Here is a 26,589-nt window from a genome sequence, read left to right on the forward strand (position 1 = left end):
CTATGCTTCGACACAGCCTGCCAACGAGGCCACAGCGCACCGTGGTCGGTCCGCTACGCTGGGGCAGGAGGTAACTTCGAGATGGCAGCAGGGCCGGTGACCGGACGCGAGGCCGGGCTCAGCCCGGCGGCGCGCGGCCCTTCCGTCGAGGGCTACCTCGCCGACGTCGGAGCCAGGCTGATCGGCATGCTCGACCGTGAGCGAGCCGCCCGCCTGATCGCGGAACTCGCCGTCGGGCCGCTCGGCGATGTCGCGCTGCTCGTGCTGCCCACCACCCGTGGCCGCTGGGAATGGTGGCGCCAGGAGCGTGGCCGCCCGGTGGAACACGGCCGGGTCCGCAAGGTGCCCGTCGAGTTCGCCTCCACCCTGGCGCGGGCCGTCACCAGTACTTCCGGCATCGCCGCGGCCGAGCTCCCGCAGACCGAGATCAAGGCACTGCCGCCGGCGTTCGCGGGTTCGCTCGCGCGCTGCGCCCGGCTGTCCGTGGTCTCGCTCGCCCAGGACGAGCACGGCATCCCCGGCGCGCTGGTCTTCGGGCGCTGGGAGGACGAAGACGTCTTCGGCGACCGGCAGGCGCACGCGTCGACCGCGTTCGCGCAGCGCGCCGCGTCGACGCTGGCCGGGGCCCGCAAGCACGAGCGGTGGAAGGACGCCGCGCACGGCTTGCAGACGACCTTGCGCCCGCCCGAATTGCCCCAGGTCAACGGCACCGAGATGGCCGTCTGGTACGAACCGGGCGACGGGCCGCTCGGTGTCGGCGGCGACTTCTACGACGTGCACCCGCGCTCCGACGGCAGCGCGATGTTCGTGCTGGGCGACGTCTGCGGCAACGGGCCTGCCGCCGCCGCGCTGACCGGCCGCGTGCGGCACGCGCTGGCCGCGTTGCAGCTGGTCGAACGCAGCGGCGACCGGCTGCTCAGCCTGCTGAACCAGACCATGCTGAACGCCGGGAGCAGCCGGTTCGCCACCCTGATCGTCGGTTCGATCATGGAACACGCGGGCGGCGTCCGGCTGACCATCGCCACCGGCGGCCATCCGCCGCCACTGGTGCTGCGCGGCTCCGGCGAGGTCGAGGAACCCGTGCTGGCCGGCATGCTCGTCGGCATCTCACCGCAGGCCAAGTTCGCCGAATGCACCGTCGACCTGGCCGAAGGCGACCTCTGTCTGTTCTTCACCGACGGCATCACCGAGGCACGCGGGTTCGCCGACCGCACCGAGCTCTACGGCCAGGAACGCCTGCGCAAGGCGCTCTCGGACTGCGGCGGGTATGACGCGCCAGCTACTGTCGAACAGGTCCGCGTATCCGTCCAGCAGTGGCTGGGTGACGCCGATCATGACGACATCGCCCTGCTGGCCATCCAGTGCATCACGGGGAAATGACCGGTTTCGTGCCATGATCGGGTTCTCGGCGTGACTACGAGGAGGATCTGGTGGCAGCGGTCAATCCCGTCAAGCGGGTGGCGTTGACGGTGGCAGGCGGTCTGCTGGTGATCGTCGGTGTGGTCCTGCTCGTACTGCCCGGCCCCGGCCTGTTGCTGGTGCTCGCTGGCCTCCTCATCCTCGCCGCCGAGTTCCCGGCGCTGGAACGCTTCGTCGACCCCGTGCAGGAACGCGCGATGAAGGCCGCCGAGGACAGCGTCTCGTCGCCGTTGCGCATCGCGGGTTCGGTGCTCGCCGGGCTGGCCCTGCTCGCCGCCGGGATCCTCTGGGGTCTGCGCGCGTTCCCGTGGCTGCCGTTTCCCGGGTGGAGCACCGGATCGAGCCTGATCATCTCCTCGATCATCCTGTTCGCGCTGCTGATCTGGAGCTACCGCCGCGTCCGTGCGCGCCGCGCTTCGGTCTGAGACTCAGGCGAGGCGGCCGCCGCCGTCCACGTGCAGCACCGTGCCGGTGGTGAACCGGTTGGTGAGCGCGAAGAGTGCGGCTTCGGTGAGGTCTTCGGTCGTGCCGACGCGGCGTGCCGGGTTCTTGGCGGCCACCGAGTCGAGGAACGCGGCCTTGCCCTCGCCCATGCCGTCCCAGGCGCCGGAGTCGACGATGCCGGGGGAGATGGCGTTGACGCGCACGGGGGCGAGTTCGACGGCCAGCGCCTGCACGAGGTGAGCCAGCGCGCCGTTGGTGGTGGCCATGACCGTCCTTTGCGGAGCGGGCCGCCAGGCGATCACGCCGGAGAAGAAGAGCATCGAGCCGGTGACGTCGAAATGCTTGGCCAGCAGGATCGGGCCGGTGACCTTGGCGGCGAACGCGGTGTCGATGGCCTGCTTGGTGAGCTCGGCGAGCGGGCCGTTGGCCGCGGCGCCCGCGGTGCTGATCAGGTGATCGACCTGGCCCGCTTTGGCCGCCAGCGCGGCGATCGAGTCCTCGTCGGCCAGGTCGACCGCGATGGTTTCGGTTCCGTCGCCGATCTCGCCCGCGGTCCATTCGAGCCTGCGCGGATCGCGTCCGGCCAGTACGACAGTCGCACCTGCCTTCGCGACGGACAGGGCGATGTCGCGCCCCATTCCCGAACCGGCGCCGATCACGACGACGCGGCTGCCTTCGAGGCGGGATGCACTGGTCATTGCTGAACTCCTTCGGTGATGGTGTGAATCCAGCTTCGAGGCTCGGAAGCCATGCGTCCAATGCCTGTTTCCGCTGGGATGTATACGCTGAGAGCATGGTTACGGTCAGGCAGCTGGAATGCTTCGTCGCGGTGGTCGACCACGGCACGTTCACCGCCGCGGCCACGGAGTTGCTGGTGACGCAGCCCGCGCTGTCCCGCAGCGTCCGCGAGCTCGAGCGGATCGTCGGCGCGCCGTTGCTGGAGCGGTTGCCACGCCAGGTCGTGCTGACGCCGGTCGGCCGCGCGGTGCTGCCGGTCGCGCGCGCGACGCTGGCCGACGCGCGACGCGTGCGCGAGGTCGGGCGGCGCGCGGCCGGGCTGCTGACGGGCGAGCTGCACGTCGCGGTCGTCCAGTCGCTGACGCTGGGTGCGTTGCTGCCCGCGGTGCACGAATGGCAGCGCGCCCATCCGCAGGTCGAGCTGCGCCTGACCGAGTTCGCCCACCGCGACGAGCTGGAGGAGTCGGTCCGCGACGGCTTCGCGGACGTCGCCGTCGGCCCCCGGCCCGACGACTGGGCCGGTCCGATCCGCGACCTCGGCATCGAGGAGTTCGTGGTCGTGCTGCCCGCGGGCGAGGCGGCGCCGGACGGCCTCGCGCTGAGCGAGCTCGCGGACCGGCGCTGGGTGCACTACGACCCGGTCAACGGTCTCGCGGCGGTGGTCGACCAGGCCTGCGCGGCGGCAGGCTTCACCGCCCGCGTCGCCGTGCGCACCGCGCAGACCAGCGCCGCTCCCCGGCTCGCGGCGGCCGGGCTCGGGCCGGCGCTGGTGCCCGCGAACATCCTGGCCCCGTCCGACCCGGTGAACGTCGTCTTTCCCACACCGGCGGTCCGGCGCCCGATCGCGGCCTTCACCCGCCACCGCCCCGACCCGGTCACCGCCGCCTTCATCGAGCTGGTCGCCCGCCTGTCAGCGGTGGTCCCGCCGCACCTGCGGCGCCCGGTCCCCGAGTAGCTCGACGGTCACGAACGCGAGCGTGCCGTCCCCGATGTTTTCCAAGTCATGCAACAGGAACTCGTCCTCGGCGAAGGTGAAACTCAAGCTGTCGCCCGCCCGGTAGGTCACCTCGCGCGTGGTTCCGTCATGTGTGTGCTGACGGCTGCGGCCATGGGTGAGCGCGGTCCACGAGTAGTCGAGCACGTGGCGATGCGCGGGCAACCGTTCCCCTGGTTCGAGCCGGATATCCCACACCCGAGCCCACGGACTCTCGTCCAGCAACCGCCCGCCGACAATGCCGTTGTACTGGTTGTCCCGGAATTCCTGGACCAGGTCGGTCGGCCAATCCTCGAAACCCCGCCCGACGATCACGCCCGCCAGCGGCTCCGGCGGCAATCCTGACTTCATCTCTGTCATGACGCCAGCATCGGCCCCGCCAGCCCATGCCGTCCAAGGCCGATCCCGCATCGAACCCATGCCTACCGCGCATGGCATTCACGTACCCGAGCGGTCGGCACGCGTACCCGAGCGGTCGGCACGCGTACCCAGAGAGTCGGTACGTGTGCCGACTCGTCAGGTACGCGTGGCGACTCTTCGGGTACGCGTGGGCTAGCCGAGGAGGGCGGGGCGGGTCCAGGGGGTGTCGAGGACGTGGTGGGACAGGAAGGCGAGGACGGTGGCGTACCAGAGCTTGGCGTGGTGAGGGGCGAGGATCCAGTGGCCTTCGTCGGGGAAGTAGAGGAACTTGTGCGGGGTGGTGGTGTCGGCCTTGGTGCGGGACGAGAGGTCCCACCAGAGGCGGGTGGCTTCGGTGATGGGGACTCGGTAGTCCTTGTCGCCGTGGATGATGAGCATGGGGGTGGTGATGGCGTCGGCGGAATGGTGGGGTGACTGGGCGTCGGCCGTCTCCGGGGTCATCTCGCGGTGGAAGAACCAGGGGATGTCGCCGGTCTCGGCCGAGTCGTGGAGGCGCCAGATCGAGGCGTGGGCGACGATCGCGTCGAAGCGGTCGGTGTGGCCGGCGATCCAGTTGGCCATGTAGCCGCCGAATGATCCGCCCATCGCGGCCGTGCGGTCGCCGTCGATGTCGGGGCGGGCGCACGCGACGTCGGTGAAGGTCATCAGGTCCGTGTACGGGGCGCCGTTCCATTGGCCCCAGCCTCGCCGGATGAAGTCGAGGCCGTAGCCGGTCGACAGTGCGAAATCCGGGAGCAGGACCGCGAAACCTCGTTCCACCAACGGCCACGGGTTGGCGCGCCACGACCACGTGTTCTGCGAAAGCACCGGGCCGCCGTGTACTTGCAGCACGAGCGGCGCCGGTTTCTCCGAGCCGGCGTCGTGGGGGAGTGCGAGCCAGGAGCGGATCCGGGTGCCGTCCTCGGCGGTGGTGACGACCTCCTCGAGCCTGCCGGGTACCGCGACCGGTTCGACCGGGCTCGGCAGCAGTTCGATCTTCGAGCCGTCCAGCGCGACCCTGACCGGGGCAGGCGGGCTGTCGATGGCCGCGCGCAACGCGTACGCCCAGCCGTTGTGTCCGATGTGGACGTTGGTGTACGCCGCGTCGTCGTGGGTCAGCCGGGTGTGCTCGCCGGTCGCCACGTCGATGCGCCACAGCGGGGCCCTGCCGTTGTCGTCCGCGACGGCCACCAGCGCCGAGCCGTCCGGCGTCCAGACGGCCGAATGCGGCCAGCGGTCCCACTCCAGAGTCAGTGCGCGGATCTCGCCGCCGTCCAGTGGCAGCACGCCGAGCCAGCGGTCGCCCGGTTCCTCCGGGGTGAAGCGGCGTTCGACGCCGAACGCGACACCGGTGCCGTCGGGGGAGATGCGGGGTGAGTCGTATTCGTGCTCGGGATCTTCGGCGAGCACACGGCGTTCGCCGGTCGCGACGTCGATGGCGACGAGAGTGGACCGTTGCGAGCCCGCCGGTTCGGCGACGATCCACACGGCGACGATCGTGCGGCCGTCCCGGCTGATGTCCCAGCCACCGCTCGTGCTCAACGCCCGCCCCACATGCCCGGTGAGGTCACGGGGCTCGTCGCCGGACAGCACGAACAGGCGCGTGGACTCCGGCCCGAGATCATGATCCCAGTAACGGACCGGGAACTCCTCGTGCAGGATCGCGGTGACGCCGCCGTCGGCGCGCTGTTTGCGGATTTCCTTGTCATGATCGGGATCCACGGCCGACGGGTGCAGGTCCGAGCCGAACACGATCGTCCCGTCGGCGGCGACGACCACGCCCCGCGTGTCACCCGATAGAGCGACGAGCACCCGGGCGTCGCCACCGTCCGCGGGCTGGCACCAGAGTGCCGTTCCGGACTTTTCGCCCTCCGGGTTCGGGCGCGACGACACGAACAGCAGGTCACCGCTCGGCGTGAACGCGGCGCCGGACTCGCCTTCGGCGCTGCGCGTCAGCCGTTTGGCCGAGCCGAGCCCCTCGGGATCGAGCGACCACAAAGCCGTGGTGTAGCGGGACTTCTTGCTGTTCGGCGTCGACACCGCCACCACGAGCCTGGTGCCGTCTGAGGACAGCGTCAGCCCGTTGATCCGGGGATGGGTGATGAAAGCGTCGAGATCAGAGAAGATCACCGACTCTTCTTACCAGTGCCGGACCGATACGTACCAGGCGTCCGTTGCGGTGAACGGCTCCGTTACGCAGCGGCGCGAACACCGTTTTCGAAGAAGGCCAACCGGATCTCGTCGTCCATCGCGCGCTCGGGGTGGTTCATCAGCCCGAACGCCAGGCCGTCGGCGCTGGTGATGCCCGCGATGCCGCCCTGCGAACCGTCCAATTCGGACCCGTCGGCATAACGCAGCGCCGGTCGCCACGCGGAGGTCGCCTCGTCGAGGTGGCTGAAGCGGCCCTCGCCGTGCGCGAACGGGAAGGCCAGCGTCTGTCCACTGAGGCCGGTCAGCCACGGGCTCTCGTTGCCGGGCTCGACCACGTGCCGCGCGTGCGGCTCGTTGCGGAAGGTGCCTGCCGCGTTGACCTTCAACGCCACGCCCTCGCCGAAGCAGCCTGCGCGGAGCGCGATCTGGAAACCGTTGCAGATCCCCAAAACCGGCCGGGTCAGGCAGGCCTTGAACTGGTCGGCGAGCCGGGTCTTCAGCAGCAGCGACGCGACCGAGCCGCCACCCAGGTGGTCACCGAACGAGAAGCCGCCCGGGATGCACAGGATGTCGGCGTCGTCGAGCCGCTCGGAGCCGTCGAGCACGTCCGCGACGAACCGCAGCCTCGGCTCGGCGCCGACGTCGCGGAACGCGCGCAGGGTTTCGTCCTGGCAGTTCGTGCCGGGCAGGTACAGGACGTTGACGGTCGGTTTCACGCGATCCTCGCAGTAAAGGAACCTGTCCAGCGGTCGGCGACGGCCGGGGTGAGCAATTCGGTGCCTGCCACGCGGACGCCGGTCTCGTCGACCAGCCGTCCGAGCACGACGGCGTTCAGTGCTTCGGGCAGCGAAGCGAGCGTGGCCTCGTCGAGTTCGACGAGAGCGCCGGCGCGGTGCTCGGCGAAGAGCAGCTCCGCCTGTGCCGCTTCGGGGTTCAGCTCGACGCCGAGCCCGCTCGCGAGCGCGCCCTTGACCAGCCCGGCGGCGACGCCACCCGGCCCGATCCGCGTAGCACTGCGGAAGCCGCCCCGGCTGGCGGCGAGCGCCGCGAGGTAAGCGTCCACAGTGGACAAGTCGACACTGTCCAGCGGCCCTTCGGAGACACCGAGCAGTCGGCCGGCGACGGTCGCGACCGGCGACGGGGTCCTCGGGCCGATCAGCGCGAGCACACTGCCCGCGCCGGTCCACTGCTCGGGCGTCAGTTCGGCGGCGTCCGGTGCCTTGCCCAGCGCGGTGAGGAACACCGCGGGCGGCACGCTGACCACGCCTTCGTCGGTGGCGGTCGAGCCGGCCGACGAGTCCTTGCCGGAGATGACCGGGACGCCGAAGTGCCGGACCAGCAGCGCCAGCTCGTCGACCATGCCGACCAGCCATTCCTGCCAGTTCTCGGCCAGGTGCGGGGTGTAGAAGTTGTCGGTCAGGCAGATGTCGTTGAGCGCGACGCCCGCGAGCACCTGCCCGGCGACCACGTCGACGAACATCTGGCGCAGCGCGTCGACCGGGTGCACGTCGAACAGCCACGGGTTGAAGGCGGTCGAGAGCACGGCCGCCGCGCGCGAGCCGTCGACCGGCGTTCCCGCCCAGTAGCCGGTGGACACCCGGTGCTCGCCGCCGTACTGCGGGCCGTAGAAGGTGTTGCCCTGCACCGTGCTGTCGTACTGCGAGTCCGCGTAGTGCTGCGAAGCGACCTCGGCGTCGGCGACGACCTGCTCCAGCAGCTTGCCGATCTCGTCGACCGCCATCGACGGCCACGACGGCGCGGGCGTGGTGATGGTCGGGACAGGCCCGGTTTCGATGCGGGGGATGTCGAAGTCGAGCATCTCGTACGGCACGTCGAAGCCGAGCTCGCCGAACTCGCCGGGCTCGGCCTGCGCCAGCACGTCCGCCTCGGTCAGCGCGGGCTGGTGGAACACGGTGTACCGGCCGGTGTCGGTGAACCGCCCGATCGCGGTCGTGCGCACCTGGTGCCGCTTGAGGATCCGCGACGCCGCGGCGTACTCCGAAGGCGGGATCGCGAGCAGCATCCGTTCCTGCGACTCGGAAAGCAGGATCCGCCACATCGGCAGTGCCGACGTCTTCAGCGGCACGAGCGCGGTGTTGATCCACACGCCGCCCGGGTCGCCGATCTCGCCGACCGCGCTGTTGAGCCCGGCGCCGCCGACGTCGGTCAGCGCGCGCAGGCAGCCGGCGTCACGCAGGTCGACCAGTGCCTTGCGGAACTTGACCTGCTCCAGCGGGGCGCCGATCTGCACCGAGGTGACGTCCATGGTGCTGCCGGCGGAACTCGCGGACGCGCCGTGCATGCCCTCGTTGCCGGTCAGGCCGCCGATGAGGACCACCAGGTCACCCGGCTGCGGGGTGCCCGGCTGCGCGGCCGAGGTCGGCATGATGCCGATGCTGCCGCCGAGCGCGAACGGCTTCGCCCGGTACGCCGGGTGGAAGGTCATGTGCGAGTAGGTCATCGGCACGCCGAAGGTGTTGCCGTACTCCTTGATCGCGCGGATGGTGTCCGAGGCGATCTGGCGCGGCGCGGGACGCCCGGCGATCGGCGCGGGCGTCTCCGGGACACCGAGCGCGGTGTACTCGAACGAGCCGATCGGGTCGGCGACCAGCCCGGTGCCGAGGATGTCGCGCAGCACGCCGCCGAGCTTGGTCAGCTGGCCGAAGTAGGCCGAGATGGCCGACGGGCCGTTGTGCGTCTCCGCCTTGACGGCGATCGCGTGGTCCTCATAGAAGTCCCAGACACCGGCGTTGTCGTGGAACATGCTGAGGATGTTGGGGTTCTGGGTGTCCTTCGACGCCGCGACCAGACGGCCGAGCAGGCTGCCGAGCGACTTCCAGGTGGTGTGCGCGCAGTGGTCGCTCCACCGGGCGTCGAGCGCCTCGAACAGCACGTCGGTGACCGATTCGGTGCCGAGCTGCTCCTGAATGCCCCGGATGTGCTTCATCTGCGCGAGCGAGAGGTTGCGGCCCTCGGCCTTGCCGAGTTCGGCCAGCTCTTCGTCGCTGAGCTTGGTGAGGTCGTAGTACCGCGCGGGCTCGTAATGCCCGCTGGGCATGAGCGTCTCGTAGCGCGGCTCGGTCTCGTGCAGTTCTTCGATCGTCTGGTTGAAGCGGGTGGCCCTGATGATCTCGGCCAGCTTCGGCGAGGACGACTTGTAGCTGGTCGCCATCTTGCCCGCGACCGCGTCGAGGCCGAGCGCGGCGCACATCGCGACGAGCGAGTCGCTCTCGTTGTCGACGACACCGCGGCGGTAGGCCACCTGGACCTCGCCGTCGGCGAGCGCGACGTCCGCGACGGTCACCTTGCCGATGGGCCCGTGCAGCGCGTCGCAGACGGCGGCGATGCCCTCGGCGCCGGGCTCGGTGGCGAACTGGATGTAGTAGTCGTGCCAGATCTCCAGATCCGGCAGGCCCAGGTCACGCCCGGCACGCTCCACATCGGGCTCCGCGGCACCGGCCGTGCGCACCGAAAACTTGTGGATCACTCGTCCCCCTCTAGGGCGGTCAGGGCGGGCGTTTCACGGTGGATTGTGCAGCAGTGATGACGCTCACGCAGCCGTGGGGTGCGACCCGTACCTGGTCGTGGTGTGCTCTCGCACCTCCGCCACCACCGGCGAGGTCGCGAATGCCCTCGCGACCTCGGTGAGCCACTCGGTCTCCGACTCGATGCTGGCGTCGACTCGGAGGCCCCGCACGTGCGGGGCCGCGGGCCAGCTGTGCCCGGCCTCCTTGGCGATCAGCGCGGCGGCGAGCGACGCGGCCTCGAGCGTCGCCGGGCTCTGCGGGGCGCGCACCCACTCGGTCACTTGCGGCGGGATGTGGCGGCGGAGCACGAGCACACCGTCGCGGATCTCGATGATCCGCCGGTAGAGCGCGAATTCGGGGTCGCGGGGCATGCCGGTGAGCGCGATGCCGGGCTGCGCGGCGAACAGCGCCGACCACAGCGGCGCCATCGCGCGGTAGCGGCGGATCGCGCTGATCCGGCGGTGCAAGCGGATCAACTGCTCACTCCAGGTCGCGAGCATCGCGCCCACGATCCACAGCGCGACGGTCAGCCAGGCGAGGTTCAGGTTGACCGCCATGAACGTCTCGCGGCTCAGCCCGGTCAGCAGGATCCACAGTGACGGCAGGCAGGCCCAGGTGGCCCAGCCGATCGTCCACACCGCGCCCGCCGCCACCGTGCGCAGCCCGATGCGGAACGGGCCCGGCGGGCATTCGGCGGCGTAGCGGTTGATCATCCTGGCGAACACGACCAGGCAGCCGGCGCCGTAGAGGTAGAGGACCAGCTGGTAGCCGACGAGCGACGGCCGGACCGCGTTGGCCTTGGTGAACCCGCCGTCGCCGGTGTCGAACCTGGTCGTGGCCAGCAGGACGGTCATCGTCAGCCAGGCCGCGACCAGGTAGCGGAAGCCGCTGCGGGGTTCCGGCGTGCGGGTCGACCCGGCGAGCCGGACCAGGAAATGCACGGCGAGCAGCTGGAACGCGTTGCCGAGCAGGCGCGAGGTCAGCGGGAACGGCTCGAACCGCATGATCAGGTTCGTCGTCGGCGGCGCGACGAACACGATGCCGATGGCGAGGCTCGTGAAGAACAGCAGCAGGTACTCGAGGACAGGAGTCAGCTCGCGACCGCGGTTGGCGAACAGCTTGTAGGCGACGACGAGCAGGATGGCCCCGCTGACGACGTAATGGGTCACCGGCGCCTGCCGCCGAACGCGGCTTCGAGCGCACCGAGGCCGCCCGCGTGCGTGGTGGGCGTCTCGCGGCGAACCTGGCGCATGATCAGGGACGCGACCAGCTCGGCTTCGCGTTCCTGCTCTTCGGCGTAGGTGGTGCGGCCCAGCACCCGGCGGATGAGCTCGGGGGAGAGGTTCGGCATGAGCGCCGCCGGCACCGCGGCGTCGAGTTCGGGCGAACCGGCGTGCCCGCAGAGTAAATGGCCGATTTCATGCAGCAAGATATGTTCTTGGTGCAGTGCGCTGGTTTCGGTGGTGTAGAAGACGTAATCGGCTTGATCGGTGGCCGCGAGCACACCGCATGGCGCGCTCGAATTCGTTGCCATCGGGACCAATTCGATACGTCGTCCGCGCCGTCGCGCCAGCGTTTCGAGGAAACCGGTCATCTCGAATGGCGTAGGTATTTCTACCGACGCGACGATTCCCTCGCACCGTTTCCACAGTGCACTTCGCGAGGACAGCACTTTCCTCCCCTGCTAAGCCCTTCAGCCGGTGCTGTCGCTGGACATCCCCCGCTGCGCTTCCCTCCGTTGAATAGTATCGATGATGTCGTTTATCGTGCCAAGACCTTCTTCCGAAAGCGTGACGGCACGCAGAGCGACTTGACGGACCGCGTTGTTGCGCAGCGCGCCGAGCAGTTCGAGTTCCTGGGCGATCTTGTCGCCTTGCTCGTCATCGAAGAAATACGCGGGCGGGACCTGGAAGAACGCGGCCAGCGCCTCCAGATGGCGTTTGGTGGGATTGTCCCGTCTGCCGGTACGCAGCTGCCATAGATAGGTCGCGGAGAAGGATTCGCCGGTCGCCTCCCGGCAGGCCTTGGCGACCTCCTCGTGACTGTGCTGCTCGCCGTTGGGGCGGCGCACGACGCTGAACAGGTGGTCGATCCGCTCGGCGAGCTGTCCCGCTCCCGGCTCCTGGTCCATCCGCTGGCCTCTTTCGTGAGCTCAGGTGTATGACCAGCTTACTCCGGTTCGCCTCAGTTGACAGTCGCCAGGGTTGTCGGCCATGCTTCGGACGTCAGCTGAGGTGAATGTCTGGCCGACCTTCACTCATCGAGGCTGGCGTCAGTGGGGCCGGAGGGGGTCTTCACTCGAGGGAACAGGGGAGTGTCGATGAGGAAGCTGTTCTGTGTGGTGGCGTTCGCCGCCACCGGGGTCTGCCTGGTACTGCCAGCCGCGGCCAGTGCGGCGGGTGGTGAGTACTTCACCGGGACTGGCGTGGGAAACAGCGCCTCGGAAGCGCTCAACCGGGCCGTCGTCGGCGCTTTCCGCAACGCGGCGACCGGTGGGTACCAGGAGGCGCAGTGCACGATCACCACGACGGCGGTGAAACCGTCGGAACCGCAGTGGTACCAGGGTTTCGCGCGGATCGAGTGCGTCAAGTGAAGTTCAGGGAAGCGGTGACGGTCGCCGCGCTTGCCGTCGTTGCCGGGTTTTTCTCGGTCGGGTCCGCTTCGGCGAGCCCGGCTGGGTGCGTGTACGTCAACTACACGTACTCGCACGCGCTGAGCGCCAGCGGTCCGTATGTCTACGAGGGACCGACAGGGGATGAGCGGCTTGAGCCGCGCTATCGCGGGGACACGATCCGGGTCTGTTCCTGATGTTGTTTCGAGAGGGGAAAAGAAAGTGAAGAACATTGTCAAGCGGGCTGCGGCCTGCGCGTTGTTCGCCGCCGTGGCCGGTGTGGGCCCGGTGGTGCTGGCGTCGCCTGCCTCGGCTTCCGTCGCGGTGAAGGAAACGCGGACGTTCAACTGGACGGCGTACGAGAACTCGCCGAAGGAGGCGATCCAGAAGGCGACCAAGACCACGCTGGGTTTCGCGGCCGCCGCGCAGTTCTCGCCGGCGCAGTGCGCGGTGACCTGGAGCGACTCCACGCGGCTCGGTCCTGGTTACTACGCCGGAAGCGTTGTGCTCAGCTGCACGCGCTGAGGTGAATGAGTAAAGGGTGAGTGCCGTCCGCGGAGGACGGCACCCACCCTTTTTCGTTGGCTTACTTGACTATCTGTTCCTTGACGACGATGTGGCCGTCATCCGGGTTGATCTTGCCGCCGAGTCGCTGGAAGGCGCCGTCGGTGAGGTCGAGGCACTTCGGGACTTCCTTCGTCCAGGCGTAGGTGCCCCGGTCGTTGATGACCACGGTCAGCGACTTCTTGGTCTTGACGTTGGTGACCTTCACCTTGGTGCCGAACGGCAGCTGCGGGTTCCGGCTGAGTGAGGTCGCGGCCGCGTCCCTGTTCCCGTCGTAGAAGTCGCCGTTCGCGGTGCGCGCACCCGCGGGCATCACGCCGTAGTGGGTGGCCCAGCAGTTCTGGCCCTTGGGTGGCGTGTCGGCCGCGCTCACCCCGGTCGCGGTCAATCCGGCCAGTGCGACGAAGACCATTGTGGACGCAATTCTACCGATCACGGCATTCTCCTGATTTCCCGAATGAATGTTGAAAAGAGCTTCGGAAATTCGACCTTGGCATGGGTTCGCGGCGGCTCGAAAGGTCACCCACTCGTCAGGGTGACAGTGCGAACCTCTACCGCTCGGTAGACGTGATGTGCGCTTCGTGGCACGTCTGACGTGCGGAAAAGGTTCTACGTTCGACCTAAACCCCACGATTGTGTGGATGACTGTCGAGCTTCTTGCGGCCGTCGCGGCGACGTTGCTAGCTTCGAAATCGGCCAAGATCGGCGGCGGGAGCGGGCCCATCGCGAATTGGTCGAATCCCATTTCATGAGGAGTATTCGCAATGTCGGTTAAACGGGTGCTGACTGTACTGGCCGCGTTCGTGGCAGCGGGCACGATGATCGCGGCGCCGCTGGCTTCGGCGTCGACTTCGGGCGAAGAGGCCTTCGTGGTGAACAAGGACCAGTTCAACAAGATGTTCCCGAACAGGAACGGCTTCTACACCTACGAAGGTCTGGTCGCGGGCATGAAGTCGTTCGGGAAGTTCGCCAACGAGGGCAACGACGACACCAAGAAGCGGGAAGCGGCCGCGTTCCTGGCGAACGTCAACCACGAGAGCGACGGGCTGAAGGCGGTCAGGGAGTACAACACCGCGAACTACGCGCACTACTGCGACCCCGGCGCGGCAGGCGGCTGCCCGGCTGGCAAGGACCAGTACTACGGCCGCGGCCCGATCCAGCTGAGCTGGAACTACAACTACAAGGCCGCCGGTGACAGTTTCGGCGTCGACCTGCTGAAGAAGCCTGATCTGGTGGCGACGGACGCGGCCATCTCCTGGAAGACCGGCCTGTGGTTCTGGAACACCCAGTCCGGCGCAGGCGGCATGAAGCCGCACGACGCGATGGTGCAGAACAAGGGCTTCGGCCAGACGATCCGCAGCATCAACGGCGCGCTGGAGTGCGACGGCAAGCGCAAGGACCAGGTGGAGGCCCGCGTCAGCGCGTACCGCAACTTCACCAAGATCCTCGGCGTCGACCCCGGCGGCAACCTCTACTGCTGAGTTGTCGTGAGTGGTATGGCCGGTTCTAACCGGCCATACCACTCACGAGGCCTGGTGCAGTTCGGCGAGCAGTGAGGTGACTGCTTTCTTGGGCTTCAGACTTGCATCCCAGGGGAGGGCGTCGCCGGGGCCGACGGGGTATTTGCCCGCGTCAGCCGTGGAGCCGTAGCGGTCGGTGAAGCCCCACGCTCCGAAGGTCGTGCAGTTCGGCTCGTCCCGGCAGACCGCGAGTTTGCCTGCGAACTCCTTGGCCTGCATGGTGGTGTCGCCGCCAGAGACCACGTCCATCTCCGAGATGCGGACCTTCAGTCCCAGCGCCGCCAGTGCGCGGACGTGCTTGCGGAAGGTCTCCGGCGGGGTGCGGTCGCCCTTTTCGTATTCGTGGTTCTGGAGGCCGACGCCGTCGATGGGCACGCCGTCCGCGCGCAGTTTCTTGACCAGTTTGTACAGGGAATCCCAGCGGCCACCGTCCTGCTCGGCGCCGTACTCGTTCAGGTAGAGCACCGCGTCGGGGTCGGCGGCGCGGGCCGCGCGGAAGGCCTGGGGGATGTAGTCGGCGCCCATGGCCTGGTGCCAGAGGTTGTGCTCGAGGCCGTCGGAGTTGTCCTCGTTGATGGGCTCGTTGACGACGTCCCATTCGGCGACCTTGCCCTTGAAATGGCCCGCGACCGCCTTGATGTGGTCCAGCATCACGGTCTTCTTGTCCGAGGCCGAGCGTATCCAGGCCGGCAGCGCCTCGAACCAGACCAGGGTGTGCGCGTGCACGGCCATGTCGTTGGCGCGCGCGAAGTCCACCAGCATGTCGGCCTCGGCGAACGCGAACACGCCGCGTCGTGGCTGGACGAACTGGGGCTTCATGTCGTTTTCCGGGGTCAGGGCGTTGAACTCGCGGCCTGCGATGGCGCGGTAGGCGTCGTCGGCGACCAGCGGTCCACTCGCGACGGCGGTGCCGATGCCGACTGGGCGTGACATGCCCGATGCTTTGGTGCGTAAGGAAGAATTCGACTGTGGCTGCTTCCACGACGGCGCGTCGACCACCTTCGCGGAGCCCGACGCGGTCAGCGAGCCGAGTGTCCAGCCGCCGCCGACCGCGGCGTCGGCGCCGAACCACACCGTGCCCGAGTTGAACACGCCGTGCTCGGAGACCGAACCGAGTTGCTTGCCCGCGACGAAGACCTTCACGGTGCCGCCGCCACGGCGGATCGAGAGCGCGACGGTGCCGGACAGGCCGGAGCCGAAGGTCTTGGTCTCGACGGCCTTGTCGGACTTGCCGTCCCAGACCGCGATTTCGAGCTTGCCGCCGACGATGCCGGCGCGCACGCTCGGCGGCTCCTGGCGCCATTCGTCGTAGATGACGGGAACCTTGCCGTAGAGCTGGAAATAGGCCGCCTTACTGTCCACTCCGGACAACACGGCATCGACCTGGAAGTCGCCGCTGACGTCGAGCCTGGGCCCGGCCAGGTTGACCGGGGGATTGGGCTGCAGGCGTTTGCCGGCGGTTTCGGTGATCCAGCGGTCGAGCGGGGTGATCACCACCCCGGCCGCTGTCGGTTGCGCACCCGCGAACCGCGACCAGTTGTGGCCGCTCAGCAGATCGGCGGAGACGGCGGCGGTGCCGCTGGCTGGGACGGCGGTTCCAGCCACCAGCACCGCCGCGAATACCGCGGCAGCACGGAACAAGGTCATGAGCCCTCCACGAACAACTAGGTGCGAAGCGGCGTATCGCACGACCGATGTGTTGCCCTGCTTTACCCAGCGACAGCCAGCCGGTTGGGTACCAGGTTCTGCAGTACCCCGTGCAGGCCGAGCACCACCGCGCCGGTGAGCGTGGCCGCCATCCCGAGCCGCGAGACCTCGACTCGCGGTGGGTACGGGGTCAGCGCGGCGAGCCCGGCGCGCACGGGTTCGAGCAGCAGGTCGCCGTTCGTGCCGAGGCCGCCGCCGAGCACGATCAGCTCGAGATCGGCGACCCTGGTCAGCTGCGCGGCGTACTTGGCGATGCGCTCGGCTTCCAGTTTGACCAGCGAGTTGGCCAGGCGGTCGCCCGCACGGGCGGCGTCCATCACGGCTTCGGCGGTGAGCGGGCCGCGCAGGCTGCTGTCCATCACCTGGGTCAGCCGCCGCTCGGCGTGCGCGAGGAACGCGTCGGCCGCCGGGCTGTGCGGGTCGAATTCCCAGCCGGGGCGGACGAAGTCTATTTCGCCCGCGGCCCCGTTGTGCCCGCGCCGCAACCGTCCGGAAAGGACGAGCCCGGCGCCGACACCGCTGCCGACTTCGAGGAAGGCGAAGTCCTCGACGCCTTCACCGGCGCCGGACCTTCCCTCGCCGACGGCCGCGAGGTTGACGTCGTTCTCGACGGTGACGGGCATGCCGAGCGCCGCGCCGAGGTCGGCGGCCGCGGCGAATCCGTTGAGGTCAGGCTGGTTGGCGACCCGGATCGTGCCGGTCTGCGGGTCGACCACGCCGCCGACCCCGGCCGTCGCCGCGGTGATGGTCATGACGCCCGCCCGCGCGGCGAGCCGGTCCCGCAGTTCGACGGATTTGGCGACCACTTCGTTGCGGTCGCAGTGATTCAGCGGCAGGTCGAGCCTGGCGAGTTCCTCACCCGCCAGGTCGGTCAGCACGCCGCGGAGGAACCGGCTGCCGATGTCGAGGCCGAGCACGGTGGCCGCGTCCGGGCACGGCTCGAAGAACACCGCGCCGTAGCCGGTTTCGGCAGGAGGCGGCGGGGCCTGCCGGATCAGCCCCGCCGCGAGCAGCGCTTCGATGGAACGGCCGGTCGTCGGCTTCGAGGTGCCGAGCTCGCGGGCGAGCTGGGCGCGGGACACCGGGTGGAGCTGCCGGACCGCCAGGTAGACGGCCTGCAGGTTCAACTCCTTGACCAGTGAGCCGGTCACCGTCCCGTTGAGCATGACCCGAAGTCTAGTAATGTCGCGTTACCAAGTCTAGTAACGCGGCATTACCAAAGCATTTCAACAAGTCCCGCTCACCGGAGCAAGCCGGTCGTGAGCGGTATGCCGGTTCTAACCGGCCATACCACGCACGAGCCCTTGCTAGGTCAGGTCCGAGCAGGACTTCGCGTCCGGATCCTTCGCTCCCTTCGGCACCCAGCGGACGTTCGCGAACGAGGCGGAGAACGCCGCGTCGGTGTAGACCAGGAACGGCGTGTTGACGTTCTCGAAGTCCATCCCGTTCGCGAAGCACGCCAGCGGGATCTTCACCGTGGTCTTCCCGGCCCCTGCCAGGTCGGTGAACAGCTTGGTGGCGTTGACCTCGGTGAAGCACGGGTAGACACAGTGGACACTGAGCACCGTCCGGTTGGCCGGTGCGGCGTGGACGATCGTGTCGAACTCCAGCGCCCCGTCGGCGTTCGGATAGCCGCGCAGGTCACTGGGGCCGGTCGTGTTCTGCAGGTAGATCTGCGCGGGACCGGTGCCGGTCCAGGTCGCCTTCAGCCCGTCCTGCTGGACGTTGACGTCGGACTGCACGACGCCGATCTCGGCGTGCGACGCGGTGCCGTCAGGGCCGATCTCGGTGCCGCCCCAGTTCTCGGCCGAACCGATGAAACCCTTGTACGGCGCGATGTCCTGGCGGTTGAACAGCTCCAGGTCCTCGGTCGCGTTGCCGCCACCACCCGGCGAAGCGCAGTTGGTGCCGGGGAACGAGGTCTCGTCGAGCTTGCCGATCGGCCGGTTCTGCCAGTCGCGCAGGCCGTAGCCGAGCGGGAACAGCGGGTCGTAGTCCGCGGTGCCCGGGTTCAGCGGGGCCTGGCAGGCGCTCTTCGGCCACGAGTACGGCAGCTCGCCGGTGTAGCCGCCGCGGTTGTTCCAGCCGCGGATGAGCTTGTCGGCGACGCCGGCGCCTTCGGTGCCCGGCAGCCAGGCCGCGACGAACGCGTCGGAGCGGTTGATCTCCTTGTTCAGGTAGAGCGGGCGGCCGCCGACGTAGACGGTGACGACCGGGGTGCCCTTGCCGCTGACCTTGTCCAGCACCGCGAGGTCCTCGGGATACAGCTTCGCGGCCTCGAGCGTCTTGCGGGTCAGATCGCCGTTGCCCTCGGCGTACGGGGTCTCGCCGATGACGGCGATGACCGCGTCGAAGCCCTTCGGGTCGACCGTGCCCTTCTCGTCGAAGGTGACGTTGGCGGCGCCGAGGGTCTCGCGGAGGCCGCCCAGGATGCTGGTGCCGTTCGGGAAGTCGGCGTTGGTGTTGCCGGTGCCCTGCCAGGTCAGCGTCCAGCCGCCGGTCTGGTTCTGCAGGCTGTCGGCGCTCTTGCCGACCACCAGCACCTTGGCGCGTGGCGAGAGCGGGAGCACCTTGCCGTTGTTCTTGAGCAGCACCTGCGAGTCGCGGACGGCGTCGCGGGCGAGCCTGCGGTCCTGCAGTGCGGCGGCGGAGTCGGCGTGCTCGCGGGCGGACGGCTTCGGCGCGTCGAACAGGCCGGCGCGCAGCTTGACGCGCAGGATCCGGGTCACCGCGTCGTCGATGCGGGCCAGCGGGATCTGCCCGCTCTGCACCTGCGCGGTGGTGTTGGTGATGAAGGCCTTCCAGTCGGCGGGCACCATGATCACGTCGATGCCCGCGTTGATCGCCTGCGGGCAGCTCGCGTTGGTGCAGCCGGTGACCTGGCCGATGCCGTTCCAGTCGGAGACGACCAGCCCGTCGAAGCCCATCTTGTTCTTGAGGATCTGGTTGAGCGCCTTGTCGCTGCCGTGCAGCTTGCCCTCGTTGATGCCCGCCTCGGCGTTGGTCCAGCTGTTGAACGAGACCATCACGGTCTGCGTGCCCGCGGCGAGCGCGCCGTAGTAGCCCTGGCCGTGGATGTTGATCATCTCGGACTCGGTCGACGGGTTGACGCCCTGGTCCTGGCCCTTGAGCGTGCCGCCGTCACCGATGAAGTGCTTGGCGGTGGCGATCACGCCGTCTTCGCCGATGCGGCGGGTGGCGCCGTCCTGCAGGCCGTTGATCGCCTCGTAGCCGTACGCGCGGGTGATCCGCGGGTCCTCGGAGAAGCCCTCGTAGGTGCGGCCCCAGCGGTCGTCGCGGACCACGGCGAGGGTGGGGGAGAAGGCCCAGTCCTGGCCGGTCGCGCGGATCTGGCGCGCGGTCGCGCCCGCGATGTCGCGGACGAGACATGGGTCGTGCGCCGCGCCGAGCCCGATGTTGTGCGGGAAGACGGTGGCGCCGTAGACGTTGTTGTTGCCGTGCACCGCGTCGATGCCCCAGATGACCGGGATCTTCGTGCGGGTGCTGACCGAGGCCTGCCAGTACGCGTCGGCGGCGGCGAGCCACGACGCCTGGGTGGCGTGCTTGTCCTTGCCCGGCCACGAGCCGCCGCCGTTGAGCACGGAGCCGATGGCGTACTGCTTGACCTCGTCGGGGGTGATCGCGGCGATCTCGGGCTGGGTCATCTGGCCGATCTTCTCGGCGAGTGTCATGCCGGAGAGGATCTGGGCGATCTTGCGCTCGTCGCGCGGGTTCTTCTCGACCTGGCTCTTGACCTTGGGCCAGTCGGCCAGCGGCTTGAGGCTGTTCTCGATGCGCGCGCAGCCGCGGAAGTCGCGGTCGGGCTGCCCGATGACAGGCTGGCCGGGCGGCTTGGGGGTGGCCTGGGCGGTGCCGCCCAGCAGGACCAGCCCGGCCAGCACGGCGAACGTGCCCCGTCCGATGCGTGAGCGGGCGAGTGAGAATCTGGCCATGGGCAGTCCGTTCTGCGAAGCCGTCGGGGGAACCGTGCCTGATCGTCACTGGTGCGGACGCTCGCGTCAAGCGTTAATTTTTACTCCGAAAAAAGTATCGGCCGGTGAATTTCGGACGGGCCGCCGGTAAATCCGTTGACGCTGCGCCGAGCGGACGGTCATGATGACTGCACACGGTCCAACGACAGGGAGACAGATCATGACGCGTTCAGAGCGAGCCTCGCGCAGGCGCTCCTCGTCATGAGTTAGATCTCTGCATGCCGAAGGAGCCGCCTGATCAGGGCGGCTCTTTTCGTGAAGCACTGTTGTGGAGCACCGTTTTTCAAGCCATTTTGCCGTTCGCCGCGCCGTCGCCATGAGCGAGGCCAGGCGAGCATGCCCCTGTAGCTCAGCTGGAACAGAGCGCCGCGCTACGAACGCGGAGGTCCCAGGTTCGAATCCTGGCAGGGGTGCTAGGTCCAGTGGAATGGATCCCGGAGTCTCAGTCCGGGGACGCGGGTTCGATCCCCGCACGCGCTACGCAGGACAGGGAGGGCTGGCTGAGTGGTAAGGCACCGGAGTGCTAATCCGTGGTCCGGCAACACGTCCGGCGCGCGTTCGATCCGCGCGCCCTCCGCTGTTCCCGCCGGGAGGATTGGCCGAGACTGGTAAGGCAGCCGTTTCGAAAACGGTAGTCGGCGTGATGAGCGCCGCGCGGGTTCGAATCCTGCATCCTCCGCTTGACGTTTCCCCGCCGCCGCCCTGTCTACGGGCGGTGGCTTCTCTTTGCCCGAAAGGACATCGGGGTTGCCCGAAGAGACGGGACGTGCGCGTTGCGGCGGCTATCTGCCGAAGGTCAAACGTGACGGGCGAGTGGGGTCGTGAGTGGTACGGCCGGTTCTAACCGGTCTAAACACTCACGACCCCATGCTTCAGGGGAGGTCGGCCATGACTATGCCGGTCGGGAGCGTTTCGGTGGGGGTGCGGCGGCCGGTGGCCGTGATTTCGACGATCACGCTGGGTTCGGGGGAGGGGATGTGGGTCATGTCCTTGCGGACGTCATGGAGCGGGAAGTAGATGTAGTAGCGCTGGCCGGGGGCGAGCCTCATGGGGAGTGCCTGGCCGCAGTCGACCATGCGTCCTTTGTCGACGGTGCACCAGGTTCTGGCCTTCGCGCTGTCGTGGGTGAGCCAGCTGGTCGGGCCGAGCTGGAGGCGGGCGCCGGTCAGCGTCGTCTCGAGGCGGCCCTCGTTGATCAGGGCGATGCGGAGCCAGACCTGATCGTACTTGGCGAAGATCGCGTTCGTGAGCGGCGGCGCCTGCCGCTTGTCGAACCAGGCGTTGGTGCCCTTGGCCGGGTCCGCGTAGGCCAGGCTCACGCCCATGTCATAGGTGAGCGACGGGCCGGAAAGATCGAACTGGGTCTGGGCTTCCTTGATCTGGCGGAAGTTCCAGTAGTAGCCGCCCGCGCCGACGAGCAGTGCGAGCGCGGCGACGAAGAGGGCCCATTTCGCGATGCGGTTCTGGGTGCGCAGGTGATCGATCTCGGTGACCACGGTGCTGGGTCCCCCTCCGCCGTCGCGTTTTGACCTTGACGTCGGACGGTCGTCGGGTACGGGCCGGTTGTTACAGCCTGCCGCCCCAAACCGGTGGCTTGCCCGCCACCGGGCCCGTCGACCTGAGCGCGGGCAGGAACGGGTTCGGGTTGGCCGGGCAGACGGTTCCCTCGGCGGGCAGCGCGCCGGTGAGCAGGTACTGGTCGACGTACGTGGTCACGCAGGAGCTGCGGCCGTATGCCGTGTGACCCCAGCCCGCGTACGCGAGCAGCCTGCTGCCTTCCAGCAGGCGATGGCTCGCCTGCGCGCCCGCGAAGCTGGTGACACCGTCGAAGTGGTTGCCGACCACGAGCACCGGGGCCGAGGTCTTGGTGCGCCACGGGCCGGTGAAGCGGTCCTGGTTGACCGGCCAGTCGGCGCAGGCCGTGTTGCCCCACCACCAGAACGGGCCGAAGCGTGAGCCCGACTCGGCGAACTTGCCGATCGCGCGGTACGCCTCGAAGGACGCGGGGAACCTGGTGTCGGCGCAGACGTTGCCGTTGTAGGCGTCGAAACTGTTGTCGTAGTCGGCTTCCCTGGCCTTGAGCGGTGCCTTGGCCTGCTTGTCGCCGAGTGCGGCGTTGGCGAAGAAGTTGGCCACCGCGGCGAAGTCGGGCCAGCTCTCCGGCGCGTACATCGCGCTGGCAGCCTGGCCGATCAGCTTGTCGTAGGTGAGGATCTCGCCGTCGCCGAGGTCGACGGGGTGCGCGCGCACCGTCTTGGCGAGTGCCTCCCAGCGGGCGGCCGAGCCCCCTGGCTTCGCGAACGGGCACGCCGCGCCGGCTTCGTCGCAGAGTCGCAGGAACTCGTTGAACTCCAGCGCCGTGTTGGTCCGGTCGGACAGGATCTGCGCGCCGCCTGACCACAGCATCGGGTCCAGCACGCCGTCGATGACCAGCGCCCGGATGTTGTCCGGGAACAGGCTCGCGTAGGTGTTGCCGAGGAAGGTGCCGTACGAGAAGCCGAGGTAGGTCAGCTTCTTGTCGCCGACCGCGCGGCGGAGCAGGTCGAGGTCACGGGCGACGTCGGCGGTGCTCATGTGCCGGGTGATCGTGGCGTCGTTCTTCCGGCACTTCTCGCCGAGCGAGCGGTAGTGGTCGAAGAACGGCCGCTCCTGCTCGCGCTGGTACGGGAAGTTCGGCATCGCGCTGAGGAACGCGTTCGATTCGGCCTGGCTGGTGAAGCAGTGCAACGGATCCGAGGCGCCGACCCCGCGCGGGTCGAAGCCGATGATGTCGAACTTTCCTTGCAATGAAGCCGAGAACCGCTCGGCGAAGTCGAACGCGAAGCCGACGCCGGACCCGCCGGGCCCACCGGGGTTGAGGAACACGGAGCCGATCCGGTGGGCCTGGTCGGTGGCCGCCTTGCGGTTCAATGCGATGTGCGTCGACGGCCCGCTCGGCTGGTCATAGTCCAGTGGTACCAAGGCCGTCGCGCAGTCGAAGGCGGGATTCTGGTCGCACGGGCGTCAGTCCAGCTTCGGGACGGCGAGACCGTCCGGCCGCGCTTCGGCGGCGGGCACACTGACCGCCATCGTGAGTCCGATCGCGACGGCCACTAGCGTTTTCACTGGCCGACTCCATGTCCTGCGCAACGAACCTCCCGGTGTAGGCGGCCAAGCCTAGGTGATCGACTAACGGGGCACAGTTGCCGACGGAAGGGTTCCGGAAGTCAGGCGAGCAGCCCGACCAGGTCGGTGGCGATCCGCCGCTCGACGTCCGATGGCACCGGCTGGACCTCGGGGGCGAGCCCGCCGGCACAGACCGCGCCGAGGCTGCGGGCCTGCAGCGTGAGGCCCAGATCCATGGCCTGGATGGAGTTGCCGTTGGCGGCCGTCAGGTTCAGCATGCGGCCCTGGTCGAGCAGCACGATCTCGCGGCCGTCGCGGAGCACGTAGCCGGTGCGCCGCGTCGGTTCGGCGTACTCGACAGTGCTGCGCGTCGCCGCCAGTAACGCCGCTTTGTCGATCTCCCAGGCGAAATGGCCGACCCCGGCGAGCACCGCGCCGTCCGGCAGCGCGGCGAGTTCCGCCGCGCCGATGACGCCTTCGTGGCCGGTCGCGGTGAACACGACCTGCGCGTTGGCCAGTACCTCGGCCACCGGGCCGACCTGGTGGCCGTTGAGGATCGCGTGCAGTGCGCGCATCGGGTCGGTGTCGCACACCGAGACCCTGGCGCCCAGCTTGCTCAAGGTGTCGGCGACGCCCTTGCCGCACGGGCCGTAGCCGAGCACGGCCGCGCGGGTGCCGGGCACCATCAGGTTGGTCGCGTTCAGGAAGCCCTGCACGACGCTCTGGCCGACGCCGAACTCGTTCTCGACCATCAGCTTCAACGGCGAGTCGTTGATCACGACCACCGGTTTGCCCAGCACGGCCGCGGTTTCGCGCAGGCGGAGGCCGCCGGTCGTGGTCTCCTCGGTGCCGCCGAGATAGCCCGCACCGGTTCCGGACGCGAGCAGCGACATCGTCAGGTCGGCGCCGTTGTCCAGTGTGATGTCCGGATCGCACTCGAGAACTTTCGCGATGTTGCGTACGTGGTCGTGCTCATCGTCGCTCCGGCGGGTGAAAACGGAGACGCCGAGGCTCCGGAGCCCGGCGGCGACGTCGTCGTGCGTCGTGCCAGGCGAGCCGGTGAGGTGGACGTCCATTCCGGCCTCGACCAGCAGCGTGACCAGCGCGGCCGTCTTCGGTTCGACATGCAGGCACATGGCCAGGCGCTTGCCGCTGAGCAGCGGCTGGAGCTCATGGACGGCGTGGGTGGTCAGTGGCATGTGCTTGCGCGCCCAGTTCGTGGACGCGACGGTTTTGGGCATGGCTGTGCTCTCTTTCGATTTCAGTGGATTCGGCTAAGGAGGACAGAACGTCCTTAGCCGTAGAAATCGCACCGGTAGGAGTGGTCGCCGAAGATCGGCGCCCCCGCTACCTGGCAGATGCACATGCCATGACCATACCGGTCCGATCGGGGTGATGATGTGATCATGGAACACACGGTGATCGACCGCAGGACGGCCAGGATCGCCAACGCCAGCTTCTCCACGTACCTCGTGCCGGTGAGCGCGGACGTCCCGGAGATCGAGACGCTGTTCGTCGATCGGCCTGCCCCGGTCAGCCAGGCCATGGGCGCCAAGGGTTTCGGGGAGACGCCGATCACCGGGGTGCTCGCGGCCATCGGCAACGCCGTCTACCACGCGACCGGCAGGCGAATCCGGGCATTACCGATCACACGGGACAAATTGCTCTAGCGAGGGTTCCCGACTTTCGAGGGTATGGCTGCTTTGGCCGGTAGCGACACACTGAGCGTGCCAGTACGGTGACCGTGAGCTTGCGGCCGTGCTGATCGTCTCTCCCGTGCAGCCATGAGGAGTCCCGATGAAGTCAAGGTCCTTGCACCGGATCGCACTCGCCGCCACCGGCGTGGTGCTGACCGGTCTGCTCACCGGCACCGCGACGGCGCAACCCGACGCCGCCGGGGCACCGGTCTTCTGGCAGGTGTCGGCCACCAGCGCGCAGGTGGTGGCGCTGGCGAACGCCGGGTTCGACATGGGCGAGTCCGGTGACGGCACCGCCTACGTCGTCGGCGACAAGACCGTCGCCGCGAAGCTGCGCACACTCGGCTACCAGCCGAAGTTCTACGACACGGTCTATAAGGAACTGCCCAGCGCGACGCCCAACTCGCTCGCCGCGGACACGTTCTATGGCGGCTACCGGACGGTGACCGCGCAGGAGGCGCACCTCTCGCAGGTCGTTTCGGCGCACCCGGATCTGGCCACCAAGTACACCATCGGCCAGTCGTGGAAGAAGACGAAAGGCCAGGGCGGGCACGACATCCAGGCCATCTGCCTGACCAAGAAGCAAGCGGGCGACTGCACGCTGTCCAAGACCTCGCCGAAGCCCAAGGCGTTGCTGATGGCGCAGATCCACGCGCGTGAGCTGTCCACCGGCGAACTCGCCTGGCGCTGGATCGACTACCTCGCCGAGGGCTACGCCACCGACGCCACCGCCAAGTCCATTTTGGACACCACGGAGGTGTGGGTCGTTCCCGTGGCGAACCCCGACGGCGTCGACATCGTCGCCTCCGGCGGCAACTCGCCGAAGCTGCAGCGCAAGAACGCCAACAACAGCCGCGGCTGCAGCGGCACCAGCATCGGCGTCGACCTGAACCGCAACTCCAGCTTCAAGTGGGGCGGCGACTCGAACTCCCCGTGCGCCGAGACCTACCAGGGCACCGGCGCGGCCTCCGAGCCGGAGACCAAGGCGCTCGAGAACCTGTTCCGCGCGATCTACCCGGCGCAGCGCGGCCCCGGCAACAACGACCCGGCGCCCGTGACCGCGCGCGGCACGATGATCACGTTGCACAGCTACGGCAACGACATCATCATCCCCTGGGGCTTCACCCAGGCCACGTCCCCGAATGACGCCCAGTACCGCAAGCTCGGCGCCAAGATGGCCGCGTCCAACGGGTACCTGGTCGGCACCAACGAGGAGACCGTCGGCTACGACACGAGCGGCACGACCGACGACTTCACCTACGGCGCGCTCGGCGTGTTCAGCGTGACGTTCGAGGTCGGCGGCTCGAGCGGCACCTGCGGTGGCTTCCTGCCGAAGTACACCTGCGTCGACAGCACCTTCTGGCCGAAGAACAAGGGCGCGTTCATCACGGCGGCCAAGGCCGCGGCCGCGCCTTACCAGCAGTAAAGACCTGCTTTGGCGGGGGTGTCCCTGGGCGTGTTTGGTAAGCACTCAGGGACACCCCCGTTTCGCTGCCTTGGCTCGCTTGCGTTTGTGAGGGGAGCTGGGTGAGGCCCTCCCTCACCCAGTTCGGATGCAGGGGGCCGGCAAAGTCGCCCTCCCGGGTCGGTTGAAGGGATGAACGCCACAGCGTTCACAACTGAGCGACGCAAACGCCCCGTTCATGCGTCCAGTCCCGCTCCAGAACTCGCACAAAAGCGACAATGTGGTACAAAAATTGCCAACGTGAGTCCTTTGTGGA

At 68.4% G+C, this 26,589-nt stretch carries 24 protein-coding genes and 4 tRNA genes; 13 read left to right on the forward strand and 15 right to left on the reverse strand.

All coding sequences use genetic code 11. The annotated features are described in order from the left end of the window. The first annotated feature begins 81 nt into the window (after window positions 1-81). A complete protein-coding gene (locus ACFV15_RS00550) occupies window positions 82-1,380 on the forward strand; it encodes a PP2C family protein-serine/threonine phosphatase (RefSeq protein ID WP_378347982.1) in 1,299 nt (432 codons plus the stop codon). A 50-nt stretch (window positions 1,381-1,430) separates the two neighbouring features. Further along, window positions 1,431-1,844 (forward strand): PGPGW domain-containing protein, encoded by a 414-nt coding sequence (locus ACFV15_RS00555; RefSeq protein WP_378347983.1) that lies wholly within the window; start codon window positions 1,431-1,433, stop codon window positions 1,842-1,844. Window positions 1,845-1,847: 3 nt separating this feature from the next. Here ACFV15_RS00555 and ACFV15_RS00560 read toward each other — a convergent pair whose 3' ends face one another. Further along, window positions 1,848-2,561, reverse strand: a complete 714-nt coding sequence (locus ACFV15_RS00560) for an SDR family oxidoreductase (RefSeq protein ID WP_378347984.1) — start codon at window positions 2,559-2,561, stop codon at window positions 1,848-1,850. 95 nt (window positions 2,562-2,656) lie between these two features. On the opposite strand from ACFV15_RS00560, the gene ACFV15_RS00565 reads away from it, so the two are divergent. Further along, on the forward strand, window positions 2,657-3,556 hold the full coding sequence (locus ACFV15_RS00565) for a LysR family transcriptional regulator (protein ID WP_378347985.1): 900 nt from the start codon (window positions 2,657-2,659) through the stop codon (window positions 3,554-3,556). Here ACFV15_RS00565 and ACFV15_RS00570 read toward each other — a convergent pair. From ACFV15_RS00570 to ACFV15_RS00600, 7 genes are all read right to left on the reverse strand, one after another. After that, window positions 3,512-3,955, reverse strand: coding sequence for a hypothetical protein (locus tag ACFV15_RS00570; protein WP_378347986.1), 444 nt, complete (start codon window positions 3,953-3,955; stop codon window positions 3,512-3,514). The genes ACFV15_RS00565 and ACFV15_RS00570 overlap by 45 nt on opposite strands. 192 nt (window positions 3,956-4,147) lie before the next feature. Then, on the reverse strand, window positions 4,148-6,124 hold the full coding sequence (locus tag ACFV15_RS00575) for a S9 family peptidase (protein WP_378347987.1): 1,977 nt from the start codon (window positions 6,122-6,124) through the stop codon (window positions 4,148-4,150). A gap of 62 nt (window positions 6,125-6,186) precedes the next feature. Continuing rightward, entirely contained in the window at window positions 6,187-6,861 is a 675-nt protein-coding gene (locus ACFV15_RS00580; RefSeq protein WP_378347988.1) for a phosphoribosylformylglycinamidine synthase subunit PurQ, read from the reverse strand. Next, the gene (locus ACFV15_RS00585; RefSeq protein WP_378347989.1) at window positions 6,858-9,632 is read right to left on the reverse strand and encodes an AIR synthase-related protein; all 2,775 of its coding nucleotides are present in this window, start codon (window positions 9,630-9,632) and stop codon (window positions 6,858-6,860) included. The genes ACFV15_RS00580 and ACFV15_RS00585 overlap by 4 nt, the downstream gene beginning before the upstream one ends. 63 nt (window positions 9,633-9,695) lie before the next feature. After that, complete coding sequence (locus ACFV15_RS00590) at window positions 9,696-10,841, reverse strand: MAB_1171c family putative transporter (protein WP_378347990.1); 1,146 nt, start codon at window positions 10,839-10,841, stop codon at window positions 9,696-9,698. After that, window positions 10,838-11,266 carry a hypothetical protein gene (locus ACFV15_RS00595; RefSeq protein ID WP_378347991.1) on the reverse strand — a complete coding sequence of 143 codons (429 nt, stop codon included), beginning with the start codon at window positions 11,264-11,266 and terminating at the stop codon, window positions 10,838-10,840. Before ACFV15_RS00595 ends, ACFV15_RS00590 begins: the two co-directional genes overlap by 4 nt. A gap of 99 nt (window positions 11,267-11,365) precedes the next feature. Then, on the reverse strand, window positions 11,366-11,803 hold the full coding sequence (locus ACFV15_RS00600; protein WP_378347992.1) for an XRE family transcriptional regulator: 438 nt from the start codon (window positions 11,801-11,803) through the stop codon (window positions 11,366-11,368). A 189-nt stretch (window positions 11,804-11,992) separates the two neighbouring features. Between ACFV15_RS00600 and ACFV15_RS00605 the strand changes: the two genes are divergently transcribed. The 3 genes from ACFV15_RS00605 to ACFV15_RS00615 are packed head-to-tail and all read left to right on the forward strand — an operon-like array spanning window position 11,993 to window position 12,808. Continuing rightward, a complete protein-coding gene (locus tag ACFV15_RS00605) occupies window positions 11,993-12,265 on the forward strand; it encodes a hypothetical protein (protein ID WP_378347993.1) in 273 nt (90 codons plus the stop codon). After that, window positions 12,262-12,480, forward strand: coding sequence for a hypothetical protein (locus tag ACFV15_RS00610; RefSeq protein ID WP_378347994.1), 219 nt, complete (start codon window positions 12,262-12,264; stop codon window positions 12,478-12,480). Before ACFV15_RS00605 ends, ACFV15_RS00610 begins: the two co-directional genes overlap by 4 nt. Before the next feature lie 25 nt (window positions 12,481-12,505). Continuing rightward, complete coding sequence (locus ACFV15_RS00615) at window positions 12,506-12,808, forward strand: hypothetical protein (protein ID WP_378347995.1); 303 nt, start codon at window positions 12,506-12,508, stop codon at window positions 12,806-12,808. Between the two features lie 61 nt (window positions 12,809-12,869). On the opposite strand, the gene ACFV15_RS00620 is transcribed toward ACFV15_RS00615, so the two are convergent. Continuing rightward, window positions 12,870-13,283 carry an RlpA-like double-psi beta-barrel domain-containing protein gene (locus ACFV15_RS00620; RefSeq protein WP_378347996.1) on the reverse strand — a complete coding sequence of 138 codons (414 nt, stop codon included), beginning with the start codon at window positions 13,281-13,283 and terminating at the stop codon, window positions 12,870-12,872. A gap of 328 nt (window positions 13,284-13,611) precedes the next feature. Here ACFV15_RS00620 and ACFV15_RS00625 point away from each other — a divergent pair, with 328 nt between their 5' ends. Beyond that, window positions 13,612-14,328 carry a chitinase gene (locus ACFV15_RS00625; protein WP_378347997.1) on the forward strand — a complete coding sequence of 239 codons (717 nt, stop codon included), beginning with the start codon at window positions 13,612-13,614 and terminating at the stop codon, window positions 14,326-14,328. Between the two features lie 42 nt (window positions 14,329-14,370). On the opposite strand, the gene ACFV15_RS00630 is transcribed toward ACFV15_RS00625, so the two are convergent. The 3 genes from ACFV15_RS00630 to ACFV15_RS00640 form a co-directional block, all read right to left on the reverse strand. After that, window positions 14,371-16,014, reverse strand: a complete 1,644-nt coding sequence (locus tag ACFV15_RS00630; protein WP_378347998.1) for an endo-1,4-beta-xylanase — start codon at window positions 16,012-16,014, stop codon at window positions 14,371-14,373. Between the two features lie 62 nt (window positions 16,015-16,076). Further along, window positions 16,077-17,240: an ROK family protein gene (locus ACFV15_RS00635; RefSeq protein ID WP_378347999.1), complete on the reverse strand. Its 1,164-nt coding sequence runs from the start codon at window positions 17,238-17,240 to the stop codon at window positions 16,077-16,079. Between the two features lie 141 nt (window positions 17,241-17,381). Next, the gene (locus tag ACFV15_RS00640) at window positions 17,382-20,027 is read right to left on the reverse strand and encodes an exo 1,3/1,4-beta-D-glucan glucohydrolase (RefSeq protein ID WP_378348000.1); all 2,646 of its coding nucleotides are present in this window, start codon (window positions 20,025-20,027) and stop codon (window positions 17,382-17,384) included. Between the two features lie 377 nt (window positions 20,028-20,404). Here ACFV15_RS00640 and ACFV15_RS00645 point away from each other — a divergent pair. The 4 genes from ACFV15_RS00645 (at window position 20,405) to ACFV15_RS00660 (ending at window position 20,745) form a co-directional block, all read left to right on the forward strand. After that, window positions 20,405-20,479 (forward strand) — tRNA-Arg (locus tag ACFV15_RS00645). Between the two features lie 3 nt (window positions 20,480-20,482). Beyond that, window positions 20,483-20,543 (forward strand) — tRNA-Glu (locus ACFV15_RS00650). 13 nt (window positions 20,544-20,556) lie between these two features. Further along, a tRNA-Ser gene (locus tag ACFV15_RS00655) sits at window positions 20,557-20,643 on the forward strand. A gap of 12 nt (window positions 20,644-20,655) precedes the next feature. Beyond that, window positions 20,656-20,745 (forward strand) — tRNA-Ser (locus ACFV15_RS00660). 193 nt (window positions 20,746-20,938) lie between these two features. On the opposite strand, the gene ACFV15_RS00665 is transcribed toward ACFV15_RS00660, so the two are convergent. The 3 genes from ACFV15_RS00665 to ACFV15_RS00675 all read right to left on the reverse strand — a co-directional run bounded on the left by ACFV15_RS00665 (window position 20,939) and on the right by ACFV15_RS00675 (window position 24,412). Next, on the reverse strand, window positions 20,939-21,562 hold the full coding sequence (locus ACFV15_RS00665; protein WP_378348001.1) for a hypothetical protein: 624 nt from the start codon (window positions 21,560-21,562) through the stop codon (window positions 20,939-20,941). A gap of 70 nt (window positions 21,563-21,632) precedes the next feature. Then, entirely contained in the window at window positions 21,633-23,027 is a 1,395-nt protein-coding gene (locus ACFV15_RS00670) for an alpha/beta hydrolase (RefSeq protein ID WP_378348002.1), read from the reverse strand. A 245-nt stretch (window positions 23,028-23,272) separates the two neighbouring features. Beyond that, complete coding sequence (locus ACFV15_RS00675) at window positions 23,273-24,412, reverse strand: adenosylhomocysteinase (protein WP_378348003.1); 1,140 nt, start codon at window positions 24,410-24,412, stop codon at window positions 23,273-23,275. Window positions 24,413-24,577: 165 nt separating this feature from the next. On the opposite strand from ACFV15_RS00675, the gene ACFV15_RS00680 reads away from it, so the two are divergent. Together ACFV15_RS00680 and ACFV15_RS00685 are read left to right on the forward strand one after the other, a co-directional pair. Next, on the forward strand, window positions 24,578-24,841 hold the full coding sequence (locus ACFV15_RS00680) for a hypothetical protein (RefSeq protein ID WP_378348004.1): 264 nt from the start codon (window positions 24,578-24,580) through the stop codon (window positions 24,839-24,841). Window positions 24,842-24,968: 127 nt separating this feature from the next. Further along, entirely contained in the window at window positions 24,969-26,294 is a 1,326-nt protein-coding gene (locus ACFV15_RS00685) for a M14 family zinc carboxypeptidase (RefSeq protein WP_378348005.1), read from the forward strand. Window positions 26,295-26,589: the final 295 nt, after the last annotated feature.

This window comes from Amycolatopsis sp. NPDC059657 (assembly GCF_042734395.1).
Taxonomy (GTDB): domain Bacteria; phylum Actinomycetota; class Actinomycetes; order Mycobacteriales; family Pseudonocardiaceae; genus Amycolatopsis.